Source organism: Aerococcus urinaehominis (assembly GCF_001543245.1).
In the GTDB taxonomy this organism is placed as follows: Bacteria; Bacillota; Bacilli; order Lactobacillales; family Aerococcaceae; genus Aerococcus; species Aerococcus urinaehominis.
Genome location: NZ_CP014163.1, coordinates 1749394 through 1766830, shown reverse-complemented (window position 1 = coordinate 1766830; position 17437 = coordinate 1749394). Strand labels below are relative to the sequence as shown.

The following is a 17437-nucleotide window of genomic DNA, read 5'->3' as shown; positions in this document are numbered from 1 at the left end:
GGCAAAAGCTAATTTGACTAAATCTAAACGCTGAAGTAGCTCAAGTAATGGCGTTAAGCTACTTGGGGCCGAGCTCAACAGCTAATCTCATTCAATACATGTCTGAAGTAGCTTAACTGGCGGTGTTAAGCTATTAGGAGCCTGGGGCAAAAGCTAATTCAACTAAATCCTAGCACTGAAGTAGCTTAGATGATGGCATAGCTGAAAAAGGTGCTCGGAACCCGACTAAAAAGGGTGTGAGACTTGCCGTTCAGTCCAGAATCCTTGGGCGTCAGGCTAGCTGCCGACTGCTGGCCCACCACTAATAAAAGCGACGGTTTCATATGGTCCCAACTGGAATTGGCTGGTGAGTTCATTTAATTCACCGTTGCCGATTAACTTAGTCCAAGCCTGGTTTAGGTTTAGATCAGTCTGGTTAAGGTTGACTTCAGCTTGACCCGGGTAGAAATGGCTAAAGACTACGAGCTCCTGGTCGTCCAAGCGACGGCGGTAGGCCAGGACTTGAGGATGGTCCAGTAATAGGCCTTCATAGTCCCCTAGCTGGATAATTTCTAAGTCATGGCGCAGCTTAATTAGCGCTTGGTAGTAAGGGAAAATTTTACCCTGGGCGACTTCTCGAGCAACATTAATCCGCTCATAGTTATCAGCTAGCTTAATCCAGGGCTGGCCGGTGGTAAAGCCGGCCTGGTCGGAATCGTCCCACTGCATGGGGGTCCGTGAATTATCCCGCGATTTTTCCTTAATAATGGCCATGGCTTGGCGGTCATCTAAGCCCTGGTCGCGTAAAATTTGGTAGTAATTAAGGCTCTCAACATCGCGGTAGTCCGCCAAGTGGTCAAAGCCGGGATTGGTCATGCCAATCTCCTCCCCTTGGAAAATATAAGGCGTCCCCCGCATCAAATGGATGGTCTGGGCCAGCATGGTGGCTGTTTCATAAGGATAGTTGTCCGGGTCGCCAAAGCGCGAATTAGCCCGGGGTTGGTCATGGTTGTTAAAAAACAGAGCATTCCAACCCTGGCCGGCCGCCATCCCCCTTTGCCAGTCGTTGAGGATTTGCTTGAGGGCCATAAAATCAAAAGGCATGGTGGTCCACTTGTCCCCGTCCTGGTAGTCTACCTTCAAATGGTGGAAGGAGAAGATCATATCCAATTTTTCTTGGTCGGGCTGGGTATAGCGGATGCCATCAGCAATAGTCGTTGACGACATTTCGCCAACGGTAATAATGTCAGGGTTTTGGCCAAAGCTTGCCCGGTTCATTTCATGGACCCAGCGGTGGGCATTTTCGGTATCCGTATACAGGCGTTTTTCCTGGCTGGAGCCCGGTCCCCCGGTCGAGTCAACCAGGACCTCGTCCTTACCAATCACGTTCATAACATCAAAGCGGAAGCCCTTGACCCCCTTGGCCAGCCAAAAGCGTAAAATATCGTAGAGATCGTGGCGAACAGCAGGATTGTGCCAGTTGAGGTCGGCTTGGGTCCGGTCATAGAGGTGGAGGTAATATTCCCCCTCCTCACCAGCAAAGGGTGCCCAGGCCGGTCCCCCAAATTTAGATGCCCAGTTGGTGGGCAGAGACCCGTCCGCCTTGGCAGGCCGAATATAGTAGTAGTCCTGGTAATATTCATCCCCTGAAAGGGCTGCCTGGAACCAGTCATGGTCAATAGACGAATGGTTGAGGGGCATGTCCAGCATCAGGCCAATGCCCCGCTGACCAGCCTGGTCAACCAGGTCTTCAAAATCAGTCATGGTCCCGTAACGGGGGTCGATAGCAGTATAGTCAGAAATATCATAGCCATTGTCCTTTTGCGGCGAAGGATAAAAGGGATTGAGCCAGATCATATCAATCCCTAACTGAGCCAGGTAGTCCAGCTTTTCAATCACCCCGCGTAGATCACCATGTCCGTCGCCGTCACTATCTTTAAAGGATTTAGGATAAACTTGGTAGATTACATACTGGCCGAGTGCTTTTGTCATAAGTGCCTCCTTGTTAAAAATTCGGGTCAAACTACTAGAAAAGGTCCAGGCCAACCAGCCTCGACCTTTTCATGAGTAGCCTAGCAATTAAAATTTAATATTGAAGTCCAACTTGCTCTTGGTTAAAAAGCCAAGCTTCTTGAAGGTTAGGGTCAAAACAAATGGGACCACGATGGCTACCGCCATGGCGATTAGGAACCAGACCCAGTAAGGTTGTTGGATAACCAGGATACCTGGCAGGCCCCCTACCCCAATGGAGTTGGCGGTGATGCCGGATAGGGTTGAAATTAAACCAGCTAGGCCTGAACCAATCATGGCAGCCACAAATGGGTAAACATACTTGATGGTCACCCCAAACATGGCTGGTTCAGTGACCCCTAAATAGGCAGAAATAGCTGAAGGTAAGGTAATTTGGTTTTCTTTTTCATCCTTGCGAGTCATCCACCAAACCCCCATTACCGCTGAGGCCTGGGCAATATTAGACAAGGCAATCATTGGCCACAAGCCGGTACCGCCAAAGTCAGCTACTAATTGCGAGTCGATGGCGTTGGTCATATGATGAAGACCAGTAATTACTAGCGGTGAATAAAGGGCCCCAAAAATCAGGCCAAAGAGCCAAGAAACTGGACCAGTCAAGCCCGCATAGACCACTTGGCCAATCCAAGTGCCAATTTGCCAGCCTAAAGGCCCTAAAATAGTGTGGGCCAGAACAATGGCTGGTAGTAGGGATAGGAAAGGCACGAAAATCATGGCCACCGTCTCTGGCACATGCTTACGCCAGAATCGTTCCAGCCAAGCCAGGGCTAAGCCTGCAAACATGGCCGGTAAGACTTGGGCCTGGTAGCCAATCATGTCTAATTGGAAGAAACCAAAATCCCATTGTGGCACCGCCCCGCTGGCAATGGCTTCGGGAGCTGCATAGGCATTCAGCAATTGCGGTGATACCAGGGTAATCCCCAAGATAATCCCTAAAATTTGGGTCGTGCCCATCTTGCGGGTGACTGACCAGGTAATGCCAACAGGTAGAAAGTGGAAGATGGCTTCACCTGGTAGCCAGAGGAAGCTGTTAACCCCAGCCCAGAAAGGTGAGACATCAACAATGGTATTGTAGACAGCTGACCCATCGGCTGCGGTTTGGGCCACCCCATCGACAATCTTTTGCCCCAGCATTTCCATGGGCACTCCTTCCAAGACATTACGGAAGCCAAGAATCAAACCACCACAGATAATAGCGGGAATAATTGGCGCAAAGACTTCAGCTAAGAAGGTCATAGCCTGTTGCAATTTATTTTGCTGGTGCTTGGCTGCCTCCTGCTTAACGGCCTCTTTAGTCGTCCCGGTTACCCCGGAAAGGGCTTCAAAATCATTGTAGAAATCAGCCACCTTGTTCCCAATAATGACCTGGAATTGGCCGGATTGGGTAAAGGTCCCCTTGACCGATGGAATTTCCTCGATGGCCTCGACATCGGCGGCGTCCGGATCATTGAGGACAAACCGCATCCGGGTGGCACAGTGGGTCATCGCTTGGATATTATCCCGGCCCCCAATATGCTTTAATAAATCACCCGCATCTTGTCTAAATGCGCTCATCATAAACCTCCTCTAGCTGACAAATCATGCATTTGGCCTGGTTGACCAGGTCCCATTTGAAAGCAATTCCATTATATATTGTAAACGATTTCAGCGCAAAGTATTAGCTTATTTATTTTTTTCGCAAGCAAAAAGAGCCTGGGGGATAAGCCCCCAGGATCTCGCTATTGTAGGTGTAGGATTAGTATAGTTGGGTTCGACTCGGCAGACCTGACCGCTTTTCGCAACAGTCAAGTCTAGCTTGGCCCCAAGTAGCTTAACATTAACAGTTAAGCTACTTCAGAGCAGAAATTGCGTGGAATCAGCTTTTGAGCTCGGCCCCAAATAGCTTAACATTAACAGTTAAGCTACTTCAGCGTTTAAATTTAGTCAAATTAGCTTTTGGCCTAGGTGCCAAATAGCCTAACTCCACCACTTAAGCTACTTCAGAACAGATATTGCGTGGAATCAGCTCTCGAGCTCGGCCCCAAGTAGCTTAGCACCACCACTTAAGCTACTTCAAGGCATGTATTGAATGAGATTAGCTTTTGAGCTTGGCCCCAAGTAGCCTAACACCAACAGTTAAACTACTTCAGCATTTAGTTTTAGTCAAATTAGCTTTTGACCTAGGTGCCAAATAGCCTAACTTCACCACTTAGGCTACTTCAGCGTCGGAATTCCACTTGTTGCCCACCTGACAGTCAAAAGAAAAGATCCTGGGGGCTTATCCCCCAGGATCTCGCTATTTTAGGTGTAATATCAGTATAGTCAGCTTCGAAGTAGCCGAACTGGTTGTCACACCTTTTTAGTCGGGTTCAGAGCGCTTTTTCTCACACCCTGCTTACTTTAATTTACTTGTTGCATGTCACCAGTGGCGGCATTAAATTCCATCAAGTGGCCATGTTCATGGTCATAGCTATAGATAGTAATCAAATTGGTTTGCGCTTGGTCACCAGGTGACTGACGACGGACTTCAATTGTCAAAGTACCATCCTCTTCTAAATAAGGCATGAAGAAGTACTCGCTTGACTGGAACATACCGTTAGAGACTTGGTTAATTAGGGGCACAGCCTCATCCAAATACTGACGAATCAAGTCATCGTTGGCTGTCACATTAGCTGCTTGGTCGCTGGTCACACCGGGATTATTATCCACGATGCCAGCGCTGGCTGCTGGCTGGCTTTCCGCTACACTGCCGCTAGTAGCTGGCGCTGGCTGGCTAGCTGGCGCTTGGCTATTGGTTGCAACAGATTGTGACTTAGACTGGCTTGATGCCTTGCTGGTTTTCTTATTACTACGGGCGTTGTGCTTAACCTGGGCTTGGGTCGTACCTGAAGAGCTTGATTCATTATAAGCTGTATCTTCCTTACTCTGACCGCAAGCTGCTAGTAAAGCCACTCCGGCTAAAAGGACCATGCCTTTTTTATAATTCATGATTATAATACCTCTCTTACTTCAGTAATCATATCTATCCAAAACATTGTAACATAAGATGGCAGTCGCTGACCGCTAAAAGTAAATCTTTAATAAGCCTTTAAGGATTATCCAGACTTTTTTTAAAAGCTGACTGAAGTTTTTAATAATCCTAGCCTAGAAGCAAAATACAATTTTTGTTTCTATTTTGACCTGGACCAGCAATCGCTTTCTTTGTTAACAGTGCGCGTTTTTGGGCTTTTATAAAAATATGATAACCGCCTGAAAACTTGGTGTAGAAAGGTTTGCGGACCTTATCAATTGCTTCTTAGCGACTTAATTGTTACAGTTATATTATAGGCAATTATAAAATAATAAGAAGGAGGAGTTTCACATTATGAAAACTCGTGTCACTCGCTATTTAAGCGATTATGACAAGGAAGCTGGTTACAATATCTCTTGGGGTTCAATCTTCGCTGGTGTTGTATCATTCTTTGCCATTTTTGTTACCCTATCAACTATCTCTGCCGCTATCGGCTTAGGTGTGGTTGATTTCACTACTGCTAACCCATTCTCTGGTGTTGGTACTGGCATGGGCATTTGGTCAGTCATTGTATTGATTTTATCATTTGCTGGTGCTGGTTTTGTATCAGGTATTGCTGCCCGTCGTGTGGGTGCTTTACATGGTTTCGTTACTTGGGCTTCATCAATTACCATTATCTTCGTATTACTTGGTATGTTGTTAAGCTCAGTTGCTACCCTAGCTGGTAACGTGGCTTCTTCAGCTGCTAACGTAGCTGGCAATGCCGTATCTCAAGCTGCTAACTCAGCTGGTAACGCTGTTGAATCAGCTTACAACAATATCGCTAACGATATCCAAAACGTTGACGACCAACAATTACAAGCCGACGTTAACCAAATCTTACGCGATACTGATGTACCTGAGTTACAACCTGAATACATCAACAATCAATTACAAGCAGCCCGCGATGAAATCGTTGCTGCTGGTCGCGAAATTGTGGTTAACCCAGAAAACGCTGATGCGATCATCCAAAATACCACTGATAGCTTAGCTAACCGCGTTGAAACAATCTCAAACGCTGCTGACCGCGATGCGATTTCTTCAGCTGTTGCTACAAACACTGAATTAACACCTGCTGAAGCTGACCAAGCTGTTAACAACATCTACAATGGTTTACAAGAAGCTTCTGACCAAGCAACTGTTGCTTTAAACAACGCTTCTCAAGCCATCCAAGATGCTAAAGTTCAAGTTGACCAAACTGTTGACCAAGTTGAACAATCTGCAACCCAAGCTACTAACACAGGTGCAGCTGGTTCAGTATGGGCCTTCGTTGGTTTACTATTATCAGCTATCATCGCTGCTGGTTCTGGTTACGCTGGTGTGAAATTAACTCACGATCCAGAAAACCAAGCCTAATTAAGATAAAAATTTGCCTTAAAAAAGCAAGCCTCATGGTGGGGCTTGCTTTTTTTGTCTGCTGACCATATTTATTGGGCCAAGTAAACTGGGCTAAATCAACTATGTAACTTATGGACTCAGCCACACCCGGCCTGGACTCCCCTGGCTAGCTAGTCGCTTGGGCTAACTTGGGGGCTAGAACTTGGTCAATGTATTCCCCCACACTATCTGGGCTGATGAGCACCTTGCCAGGCGCCACCACATAAAGATAGTCAGCCGTAAATAATAAAACATAGTTCTCAAACATAAAATTCTCGGCCGGCTTATGGACCGACCAGGCCTCACACCAGTCCCGCCCTAACTTGTAGTCGCCAATTTTAATAAAGGTATCGTGGAAGACATAGCCCTTGCTGGTCAACCAGGCGACAATATCATAAGGCTGGCGTTTGATCTTGGCCCGCTGGATTAAATGCATGATAGTCCCTCCTTATGGATATTATAGAACATACGTTCTGTTTTTGTCCAGCTATTCATGACATATTAACCAAGCTAGCTAATCAGCGGCATGATGGGGATACGGAGGTTGCAACCGGCTTTCTAGCTAAAATAGTCCCTTATCCTATATCGATTTTTAACTTTTTGCTTCCTAGACTAGGTGGTTCACTACACCAACTCGCTCAGTTTAGGTAGTGAATGCTAGTAAACTATAGGCGGACTGGCTAGCGGGAACAATTCTCTACACTTTTTCGTCTAGTTCGGGTAGTGAATTGCCCTGGCCTCATCCTGATTAAGTTTTCTGGAATGATTCTCTACACCTTCTCCCTGAGTTAGTGCAGTGAATACTAGTAAACTGTAGGCAGACTGGCTAGAGGGCTCAATTCTCTACACGTTTTTCTCTAATTAGGGTAGTGAATCCCCCTAGCCTCATCCTGGTTAAGTGCTCTGGAATGATTCACTACACCTTCTCCCTGAGTTAGGGTAGTGAATGTTAGTAATCTGTTGGCAGACTGGCTAGCGGGAGAAATTCTCTACACTTTTTCGTCTAGTTAGGGTAGTGAATTCTCCTAGCCTCATCCTGATTAAGTTGTCTAGAATGATTCACTACACCTTATCGCCTAGTTAGGGTAGTGAATACTAGTAAACTGTAGGCAGACTGGCGAGAGAGCTCAATTCTCTACACGTTTTTCTCTAATTAGGGTAGTGAATCCCCCTAGTCTCGATTAAGTCCATATAATTGTGTAAAAAGAAAAACCATAATAATCTTTTTTGGTTACAATGTAATTGGCTAAAACACATTGAAAGGAAGATTATTATGGCTCAACTAAATATTACCCTAAACTTAGAAGAAATTACAGAGGCAGTTCTAAACAGTGATATGGATCAGATGATGAAGTCCCTAACTGTAACCATCTTTAATGCCTATATGCAAGCAGAGCGTGAGGAATTTATTAATGCTAAGCGCTATGAGCGCACAGATGACCGGAAAGATTATCGTAATGGCTCCTATAAAAGAAACTTTAAAACAAAGGTAGGGACTGTTGAACTGGATGTCCCTCGGACACGATCAGGAGAATTTGATACCAAGCTATTCGATAAATATCAACGTATGGACAAGGCCTTTGTGGCTGTTTTAACCGAAATGTATATTAATGGGGTCTCAACACGCCGTATTAAGAAGGTTGTTGAAACACTCTGTGGCGAAGGTGTTTCTAAATCATTTGTCTCTTCAGTAAATAAAAACTTGGACCCTGCTGTTTTCGAATTTAAAGGGCGTTCCCTAACACATACGAATTTTCGATATGTTTATGTCGATGCCATGTATATTAAAGTTCGCGAAAACCATCGTTCTGTCTCTAAAGGTGTTTATATTGCTCAGGGTATTAACGATGATAATCGTCGCGAAATTATCGGCTTTATGATTGCTGATAATGAATCAGAAGAAAACTGGAAGAACTTCTTCCTTGATTTAAAGGCCAGAGGCCTAACTAAACCAACATTAATTATATCTGACGCCCACAAGGGACTAAAATCAGCGATTAGTAATCAATTTTTAGGCACTACCTGGCAACGGTGTACGGTTCATTTTCTACGTAATATTTTAGCTCATTTTCCAAAAAAGGATTGCAGTCATGAGAGAAGTCTTCTAAAGAGAATATTTAATGCTGATAGTCAACAAAGAGCGCGAGAGTTAAAATTTGAATTTGTAGAATACGTTAGTGGCAATGAGAAATATGACAAAGCTGTTAATACGCTAGAGGAAGGCTTCGAAGATGCTATCCCATACTTATTAGAACCCACACCTTATCGCGTTTCACTGAAAACAACTAACAGTCTAGAAAGGCTAAATCGAGAAATTAGAAGAAGAGAGAAAGTTGTCGGCCTCTTTCCTAATATAGAGGCTGCGGAGCGACTTATAGGAAGTGTATTGCTTGATTTGCATGAATATTGGGAGACATGTCCTCATAAATTCTTTAATAACATAGTCTAAATATTTATACCCACCAATTACATTCTATAATTTACACAAGATTGTGGACTTGACACTAGTCTCATCCTGGTTAAGTGCTCTGGAATGATTCTCTGCACTTTCTCACCCAAATAGTGTAGTGAATCACGCTGAATTGAAAAGAAAAATGGACTTGATCATATTTCTCTACACCTTCTCCCTAGTTAGTGTAGTAAATATCTGATTTTAAGCGCTCAATGCCTAGAATCGCAAATAGACCTTAAATAAGTAAAAAAGATTGGCCTAAATGCCAATCTTTCAACTGCTTATTATTTAGCTTCAGCCTGGTTGATTTCTTCTCTCGTTAAGTGAACTTTAGCATATGATTATTACCATGACAGCCTTAATCAAATTCCTCAAGTTTGCACTTAGAGCATATCATCTATAAAACTGGTCTAAATTAAGCTATTAAAAAGAGCTAGCGCTGGCTAGCTCAAAATCGGTAGTAAGTTTAATTCATAGCACTTTTAACTTGTTGGTCGTCAAAATGAACGGGAATTTTAGTACCCTCAAATTTTTCATTCACATAATCTTGAACTACTGGTAAATGATAGAGGTCAACTAATTTTTTAAGTGCATCCTCATTTTCTCGACCAGCTGCTGTCACCAAGATGTTAACAGACGGTGCATTTTCTTCAGAAACTTCTTCTTTGTAAATGGTATCCTGGTTAACTTTTAATCCAGCTTCTAAGGAAATCGTATTACCGATAGCAGCCGCATCCAAGTCATCTAAAACACGCGGTAAAGTATTTTCATTAATAAGATTGAATGTTAGATTTTTCGGATTGTCGATAATATTAGCTGTTGTCAACAGACCCTGATTGGTATCTAATTTTACCAACCCTGCTGCCGCTAATAGTTTGACTGCTCGAGATTGGTCAGAAGGATACTCTGGTAAGCCGATAGTCGCACCGTCAGGCAAGTCAGATAAGACTTGATGCTTTTTAGAGTAGAGTCCCATAGGCTCAAGATAAGTTGTGCCAATTGTCGCTAACTTCAAATCATCAGCAGCTTCTTCATTATAGGCATTGACATAACCGAAGTTTTGGAAAGCATTGACATCAACCTCTCCCTCAGCAGTTGCCTGGTTAATTTGTGGTCCCTCAACAAAGTCTTCCACTTTAAGTTTGAATCCAGCTTCTTTGGTTTCATCTAAGTCAGCAATATGACGCCAAACTTCTGCATCCGACCCCTTAGAGGCGATGGTAATTTCGGTTAAGTCACCTGACTGGCTGGCCTGGTTTTTGTCAGCGCCCTGTTCCCCACCACAGGCGACTAAAAATAAACTTGCCGTCACTGCCAAAAGATATTTCAACGGTTTCATATTCACCACTCCTAGTCTAATCAATTCTACTCCTAGTATAGAGAAAGCCAGCCCATTATGTAAGCCCTCTCTTAACGATCAGGCTTGATCGCCCGCTTGACCAGCCGGGTCAGCTAGCCTTTACCAAACCACAACCAGCAAGATCCTTTATTTTTCAAGCCACTATGGTAAACTTAAAGTAACATGTAACCGCTATTTTAGGAGGTATAAAATGAAAACAGTTGAATTAGCAAATGGTTTGCAAGTACCGGCCCTTGGCTTTGGCACCTGGCGTTTGGCCGATGGCGAGGAAGTTATCCAGGCGGTCACCGCTGCCCTAGAAGCTGGCTACCGTCATATCGATACGGCCCAAACCTACAAGAATGAAGCCGGTGTCGGCCAGGCTATTAAAGATTCGCACGTTGATCGCGCCGATATTTTTCTAACCACCAAAATTTGGAATGACCAGGCTACTTATGAAGGGACAATTGCTTCATTTGAGGAATCCTTAAAAAAACTCCAAACCGACTATGTCGACCTCTTACTAGTCCACTGGCCTAACCCCCAAGCCTACCGGGAAGAACCGGGCTACCAAGCCCGTAATGCTGAGGTTTGGCGGGCCCTGGAAGACCTCTACGACCAAGGTTTAGCCAAGTCCATTGGCATTTCTAACTTCCACCAAGAACATTATCAAGCCCTGGCAGAAACAGCCCGCATCAAGCCCATGGTCAACCAAATCAAGCTGACCCCAGGCCTCCTGCAAAAGGACTTGGTTGATTTCTCCAAAGCACATGGAATGGCCCTAGAAGCCTACAGTCCTTTTGGTTCCGGCGACCTATTCGCTAATGAAGAGATTAAAACCCTGGCTGACAAGTACCAGACTGGCGTGGCCCAGCTGGCCCTAACTTGGGCCCTCCAGCACGACTTTATCGTCCTACCCCGGTCATCCAATCCTGATAATATTAAAGCCAACTTTGACCTGCCTGACCTGACCATCAGCCCAGAAGACATGGCCACCCTCGACAACTTAGACATCGACGTCGAGTGCCCAGACCCAAACACCAAACCATTTTAAACCAGGGTGCGACAAGAAGCGATCTGAACTGGATCCTTGGAGCTAGGCAGACCAATATCTAAAAGATATTGAGTCTGCCTAGTGAAAGGACTTCAGTTCAGCTTCTTGGAGCCCGACTAACCAGGGTGTGAGAAAAAGCGCTCAGAAATGGACTACTGGAATAAAATACGGTCATTATCTAAAAGATAATGTGCCGGATTTTATGAAGTAGCGCCAGGTCTGCTTTTTCGAACCCGACTAAAACAGGGTGTGAGGCTTGGCGTTCAGGAATGAACCACTGGAAGGAATTAGGCCAATAGCTGCAAGCTATTGAGACTAGTTTCTGAAGTGGCTTCAGTCCTGCCAAGCCGAACCCGACTAAAACAGGGTGTGAGGGCTGGCGCTTAGAACTGAATCCTTGGAATAAAAGACAATCAATATCGCAGATATTGTATTGGATTTTATGAAAGGACTTCAGTTCTGCCAGACCGAACCCGACTAAAGGGTGCGACGACCAGCGCTTTGAACTGGGGCACTAGAAACAAGTAAATAAATCAAAAGAGCCTGGGATAAATCCCAGGCTCTTGCTATTATCCGCATTTTAGAAACATAGCCAGGTTCCAAGTAGCTTAACTCCACCACTTAAGCTACTTCAACATCGGGATTTAATCAAATTAACTTTTGACACAGGTTCAAATAGCTTAACACCACCACTTAAGCTACTTCAAAACAGGAAATTTATGAAACTAGCTGTTGAGCTTGTATCCAAATAGCATAACTCCACTAGTTAAGCTACTTCAACGTCGAGATTTAGTTAAATTAGCTTTTGACCCCGCTTCCAAGTAGCTAAACACCTTCACTTAAGCTATTTCAGAGATAGAATGCCTCGAGATTGGCTACCGAGCACAGTTTCAAGTAGCTTAACTCCGCCACTTAAGCTACTTCAACGTCGAGATTTAGTTAAATTAGCTTTTGACTCAGCTTCCAAGTAGCTTAACTCCACCACTTAAGCTACTTCAGAGATGAAATGCCATGAGGTTGACTACCGACTGCGATTCCAAATAGCTTAATCCCACTAGCTAAGCTATTTCCCTAGTGGCAACTCCACCTGTTGCCCACCTAACAGTCAAAATAGAAGAGCCTGGGATAAATCCCAGGCTCTCGCTATTATTCGCCTATTATCAATCTAGCCAGGGCTGATCCACGGCTAACGCCCTAGCTTGGCGTTGTTTCTCAAAATCCATCCTTATCTTGCAAATATCATTCAACTTTTGGTCCAAGACTTCAGCACTAAAGGACCTTTGTCACAGCCTCTTTTTTAACCCCGCAATTATGCTTCCGCCTGCCAGTCGCCGATGCTGTCCTGGTCGGTGATTTCACGGACGACCCGGCAGGGATTGCCCAGGGCCAGGACCCCGGCTGGGATATCCTTGGTCACCACACTTTTAGCCCCGATAACACTACCGGCGCCAATGGTCACGCCCGGTAAAACCGTCACATCCGCCCCCAACCAGACATTATCACCTAGCTTAATGGGCCGGGCCATTTCCAGGCCTTGGTTACGTTCAGCAGCGACCAAGGGATGGTCGGCCGTGTAAAAGCCACAGTTAGGCCCAATAAAGCAGTTACGGCCCAGGCTAATGGTCCCGCCATCCATAAAGTAGGCATTGTGGTTGACAAAGGAGCCGGCGCCAATCTGGGTCAGGCTGCCATAGTCCATATACAAGGGCGCTAGGATGGTCACATCCTCAGCTAAGCCAGGCATCAAGGCTTGTAAAATCTCAGCCCTGGCTGCCTGGTTTTTGGGGCTGGTCTGGTTAAACTGAAAACAGAGGTCATCAGCCCGCTCCCGCATGGCCAAGAGGTCTGGGTCATAATTGGCATCATACCAGAGCCCCGCTAACATTCTCTCCTTGTGGTCCATCGCTACCATCTCCTTACCTTTCTAGCTACTTTTCCCCATTATAACCCGTAAGCTGGCAGGGAACAATTAAGACCCTAACTGCTTTTCAACATAACCAAGCGAAAGCCAATTCAAGAAAAAAGCCGCCAGCTCGCTTAGCGCACTGACGACTAAAACTTTTAATTAATTATGACTGGGCCTCGTCCAAATCTTTAGCCTTGGGCACCCAGTTCATCAGCAAAATAGACCCGACCAATAAACAGATGCCCACTCCCTTGGTCAGGTTAAAGGCTTCCTTGAAGACCAGGACCCCGATTAAGTTGGCCACCACTAGCTCAATTGAAGCCACAATCGACACCCGGGCTGGGTCGACCGGCAGCGACAAGCCCCGCAGATAGGCCGTGTTGGCAACTACCGAAGCAATGATGGAATTGACGATAACCAGTCCCCATAAGGGCCAGGAATCCAGCAAGCGGACCTGGTTCACGGGGTCAGCGAAATTGGCAATGGTCAAACAAGAAAAGACCAGCATATAAAAGGTCATAACCAGGGGATCATCGCCCTGGGTGGCAAACTTGCCCAAAATAGTATTAAGGGCGTAGAGGCCAGCCGCGGTAATGCCCAAAACCAGGGCCAGGGCTGAAATATTGAGCTGGTTGACCTGGCCACCCGTTACCACCAAGAAGGCAGCCACCAGGTTCAGGGCCAAAGCCAGGATTTGTTGCTTGGTCAAACGACTTTTAAAAATTAAGACCGACAGCAGGCTGGTAAAAAGTGGCGAGGTATAAAGTAGGATGGAGGCTGTTGACACCCCAGCTAGCTGAATCGTCCGGTTGTAAGAGACCAAAAACAGCCCCTTGCCAACAATCCCCATCAAAATGGCAAAAATCAAGCCACGCTTAGAAATCTTTAGGGCCGACCAACCACCCCGTGCTAACAGCACCAAGGCTAAGGGCCAAATAGCTAAAAAGTGGCCCGAGAAGGCGGTGAAGGATGAGGACACCCCGGCCTGGGCCAGTTTGGTGACAAAGAAGCCACCCGTCCCCCAGGAAATACCCGCCAGCATGATCCAGAGATAGCCCTGCCAGCTGGCTTTTTCTTTATGCATACAGTAACACTCCTTATAAATCATTATCACTAATCGACCTGGTAGGCCAGTTGACCGGCTAAATAAGTCGCTTGAAGCTGGCCTTGGTCATTTAAAATAATAAAGTCAGCGGCTAAACCGGGCTTAACCACCCCGACCTGGTCAGCCAGGCCTATGGAAGCAGCCGGATTGGTAGCCGCCATGCGCACCGCCTGGTCCAAGGGGGCCAGCCCCCAAGCCACCAGGTTTTCAATCGCCTGGCTGAGCTTTAAAATCGAGCCCGCTAAATTATCCCGGCCCACAATCTTAGCCTGGCCGTCCTTAACCATAACCTGGTAGCCGCCCAGGCTGGACAAGCCCTCCGGCATGCCCCCGGCCCGCATGCAGTCTGAGATTAAGACCAAGCGGTCAGGGCCGGCTGCCTGCAGGGCTAACTTGATGGCAGCGGGATGGACATGGTGGCCATCGGCAATCATTTCTAGATAAGCTGCATCAGAAGTTAGGGCTGCCCCTAAAATCCCGGGCTCGCGGTGGTGGAGACCCCGCATACCGTTATAAGTATGGATATAGGTCTTGGCCCCTGCCAGCTCGGCCTCACGAGCCTGATCATAAGTGGCATTAGAATGGGCCTGGGCCACCTGGATGCCCATTTGATTGGCCTGGCGGATAAAGGCAACCGCCCCCGGATATTCCGGAGCCAGGGCAATCTTCTTCACTAGCCCCTGGGCAGCTTCCTGCCAGGCAGCTAGATAATCCAGACGCGGCGCCAACATATACTGGGTCTCCTGGGCGCCGGCATGGGTCGGGGTAAAGAAGGGACCTTCTAAAAAGATGCCCAGGATTTTAGCCCTAGTAACCTGGTCCTGGCAGCCAGCTATGGTCTGGCAAACGGCCTTTAAATCGGCAAAACTAGCCGTCAAGGTCGTCGGTAGCCAGGACGTGACCCCACAGGTCAGGAGGGCTTGACTCATAGCCAAAATCCCCGCTGGCTCATTGTCCATGACATCATGGCCCAGATAGCCATGGATATGGACATCGACCAGGCCGGGTCCCAAAATAAAGTCCCCGTAGTCGATAATATCCTGGGGCTTGGCGTCAGCTGGCCAATCAGCCTGCCAGTCACCAAAACGGCCTTGGTCATCAATGGCTAAATAGCCAGCTGGATGGGTCTGGTCAGCCATAATAAAAGACTTGGCGTAAATATACATGGCATCCTCCTGTAAAAGCGCCAAAAGCTGGCAGATAAACGACTGCCAGCCCTTGGTTAATGTATTAGTTGGTTGATTGGTGGGGATTGGTTTAGAGCGCCAAAGATCGCACCCTGTTTAGTCGGGTTCCGACCAGCTGAACTGGCTGTCACTTCGCAAACTTGGACGCATTATCTTGCAGATAATGGTCCTAGTTTACTCCAGTGCACCAGTTCAGGGCGCTGGTCGTCACACCCTGTTTAGTCGGGTTCGCTTTGACAGACCAGCAGTCCTTTCACCCAGTCAAGACAATATCTAAGATATTGCTTGTCTGAGGTTCCAAGGATCCTGGTCTGAGCGCCAAGTCTCACACCCTTTTTAGTCGGGTTCGGAGAAGCTGAACTGAAGTCGTTTCACTAGGCTGACTCAATAGCCTTTAGCTATTGGTCCGCCTTGTTCCAACGATTCAGTTCAGAACGCTTCTCCTCACACCCTTTTTCTCACACCCTATTTAGTCGGGCTCGGTCTGGCAGAACTGAAGTCCTTTCATAAAATCCAATACAATATCTGTCGATATTGATTGTCTTTTATTCCAAGGATTCAGTTCTAAACGCCAGCCCTCACACCCTGTTATTTTTTCAAGAAGTCGGCGTTTTCTTTAGTGATAACAGTTTCGCCGGCCATGTATGGGACTAGGACTTCTGGGATAGTAATAGAGCCGTCTTCGTTTTGGTAGTTTTCCAAAATGGCAGCCACTGTCCGACCAACTGCTAGGCCTGAACCGTTTAGGGTGTGGGCCAGGTGGACATTACCGTCAGCATCCCGGTAGCGAATTTGGGCACGACGGGCTTGGAAGTCGCCACAGTTAGAGCATGAAGAAATTTCCCGGTAGGTATCTTGGGCTGGCATCCAAACTTCTAGGTCATAGGTTTTAGTAGCTGAGAAGCCCATATCGCCAGTTGATAGGACAATGCGGCGGAATGGCAGTCCTAATTTGCGCAGGATGTCTTCACCATTTTCAGTCATTGACTCTAACTCTTCATAAGAATGGTCTGGGTGGGCAATTTTCACCATTTCCACCTTTTGGAATTGGTGGAGGCGGATCAAGCCACGGGTGTCACGGCCAGCAGAGCCGGCTTCAGACCGGAAACATGGTGACAAAGCAGTGACCTTGTAAGGCAGGTCAGCCTCATCATGGATTTGGTCGCCAAAGTAGTTGGTCAGCGGCACTTCTGAAGTTGGAATTAGGGTCATGTGCTTGTCGTCAACCTCGTTAACGGCATAAACATCTTCCTTAAATTTAGGGTATTGACCAGTACCAAACATAGCCCGGTCATTGACTAAATAAGGGGTAATCATTTCCATATAGCCATTTTCATGCTGCTGGTCCAGCATAAAGTTATAAACCGCCCGCTCTAAACGTGCGCCCATACCGCGGTAGTAAAGGAAACGCGCCCCAGCTACCCGGGCACCGGCTTCAAAGTCTAGGATATTCAGGTCTTCACCCAATTCATAGTGAGCCTTGACTGCAAAGTCAAATTGCTTAGGCTCACCCTCACGGTGGATTTCTTCATTGGCATCTTCATCGTCGCCCACTGGGATACCTTCAGTAGCCAAGTTAGGTACGCCCGCCATAATATCGTATTGTTTGGCCTCTAAATCACGAATTTCTTGGTCTAATTTAGCAATCTCTTCACCAATTTCCCGCATTTTAGCGATTTCTGCTTCAGCGTCCTCACCATTGCGTTTCTTTTGACCAATTTCTTCTGAAGCTTGGTTACGGGTTTGCTTCATGGCTTCCACCGCTTGGATGCGTTGGTTACGGGCATCATAAAGTGCAACGGCCTCTTTGAGTTGGTCAACATCCGCCCCACGTGTAGCTAGGTTCTCACTGTAAGCTGCAAAGTTTTGTTTTAACTGTTTAATATCAATCATGACTGGTTTCCTTTCTTAAAATCCAAATAAAAAAACTATCCCATTCCTAAAACAATCAGTTTTAGGGACGGAATAGTTATCAGATCTAT

General features: G+C 46.5%; 12 protein-coding genes and 1 other annotated feature (1 of these 13 cut by a window edge). Of the genes, 3 read left to right on the top strand and 9 right to left on the bottom strand.

Features of this window, described 5'->3' with window-relative positions; genetic code table 11:
- Nucleotides 1–276: 276 nt before the first annotated feature.
- The 3 genes from treC to AWM75_RS08220 all read right to left on the bottom strand — a co-directional run bounded on the left by treC (nt 277) and on the right by AWM75_RS08220 (nt 4974).
- Nucleotides 277–1971, bottom strand: coding sequence for an alpha,alpha-phosphotrehalase (treC, locus tag AWM75_RS08230; RefSeq protein WP_067980703.1), 1695 nt, complete (start codon nt 1969–1971; stop codon nt 277–279).
- Nucleotides 1972–2058: 87 nt separating this feature from the next.
- Nucleotides 2059–3561 carry a PTS system trehalose-specific EIIBC component gene (treP, locus tag AWM75_RS08225; RefSeq protein WP_067980702.1) on the bottom strand — a complete coding sequence of 501 codons (1503 nt, stop codon included), beginning with the start codon at nt 3559–3561 and terminating at the stop codon, nt 2059–2061.
- Nucleotides 3562–4386: 825 nt separating this feature from the next.
- A complete protein-coding gene (locus AWM75_RS08220) occupies nt 4387–4974 on the bottom strand; it encodes a hypothetical protein (protein WP_067980700.1) in 588 nt (195 codons plus the stop codon).
- A 376-nt stretch (nt 4975–5350) separates the two neighbouring features.
- Between AWM75_RS08220 and AWM75_RS08215 the strand changes: the two genes are divergently transcribed.
- Entirely contained in the window at nt 5351–6391 is a 1041-nt protein-coding gene (locus AWM75_RS08215) for a hypothetical protein (protein ID WP_067980698.1), read from the top strand.
- Between the two features lie 148 nt (nt 6392–6539).
- On the opposite strand, the gene AWM75_RS08210 is transcribed toward AWM75_RS08215, so the two are convergent.
- Nucleotides 6540–6848, bottom strand: coding sequence for a hypothetical protein (locus AWM75_RS08210; protein WP_067980696.1), 309 nt, complete (start codon nt 6846–6848; stop codon nt 6540–6542).
- A gap of 837 nt (nt 6849–7685) precedes the next feature.
- Here AWM75_RS08210 and AWM75_RS08205 point away from each other — a divergent pair.
- Nucleotides 7686–8861 (top strand): IS256 family transposase, encoded by a 1176-nt coding sequence (locus AWM75_RS08205; RefSeq protein ID WP_067977262.1) that lies wholly within the window; start codon nt 7686–7688, stop codon nt 8859–8861.
- Nucleotides 8862–9330: 469 nt separating this feature from the next.
- On the opposite strand, the gene AWM75_RS08200 is transcribed toward AWM75_RS08205, so the two are convergent.
- Nucleotides 9331–10203, bottom strand: coding sequence for a MetQ/NlpA family ABC transporter substrate-binding protein (locus tag AWM75_RS08200; protein WP_067980694.1), 873 nt, complete (start codon nt 10201–10203; stop codon nt 9331–9333).
- Nucleotides 10204–10414: 211 nt separating this feature from the next.
- Here AWM75_RS08200 and AWM75_RS08195 point away from each other — a divergent pair, with 211 nt between their 5' ends.
- Entirely contained in the window at nt 10415–11257 is an 843-nt protein-coding gene (locus AWM75_RS08195) for an aldo/keto reductase (RefSeq protein ID WP_067980692.1), read from the top strand.
- 1309 nt (nt 11258–12566) lie between these two features.
- Here AWM75_RS08195 and AWM75_RS08190 read toward each other — a convergent pair.
- From AWM75_RS08190 to serS, 4 genes are all read right to left on the bottom strand, one after another.
- On the bottom strand, nt 12567–13160 hold the full coding sequence (locus tag AWM75_RS08190; RefSeq protein ID WP_067980690.1) for a sugar O-acetyltransferase: 594 nt from the start codon (nt 13158–13160) through the stop codon (nt 12567–12569).
- 166 nt (nt 13161–13326) lie between these two features.
- Nucleotides 13327–14247 carry a DMT family transporter gene (locus AWM75_RS08185; protein WP_067980688.1) on the bottom strand — a complete coding sequence of 307 codons (921 nt, stop codon included), beginning with the start codon at nt 14245–14247 and terminating at the stop codon, nt 13327–13329.
- A gap of 29 nt (nt 14248–14276) precedes the next feature.
- The gene (gene nagA, locus AWM75_RS08180; protein WP_067980686.1) at nt 14277–15434 is read right to left on the bottom strand and encodes an N-acetylglucosamine-6-phosphate deacetylase; all 1158 of its coding nucleotides are present in this window, start codon (nt 15432–15434) and stop codon (nt 14277–14279) included.
- Between the two features lie 609 nt (nt 15435–16043).
- The gene (serS, locus tag AWM75_RS08175) at nt 16044–17348 is read right to left on the bottom strand and encodes a serine--tRNA ligase (protein ID WP_067980684.1); all 1305 of its coding nucleotides are present in this window, start codon (nt 17346–17348) and stop codon (nt 16044–16046) included.
- Nucleotides 17349–17408: 60 nt separating this feature from the next.
- Nucleotides 17409–17437, bottom strand: a binding site (T-box leader); it runs 192 nt beyond the window's last position.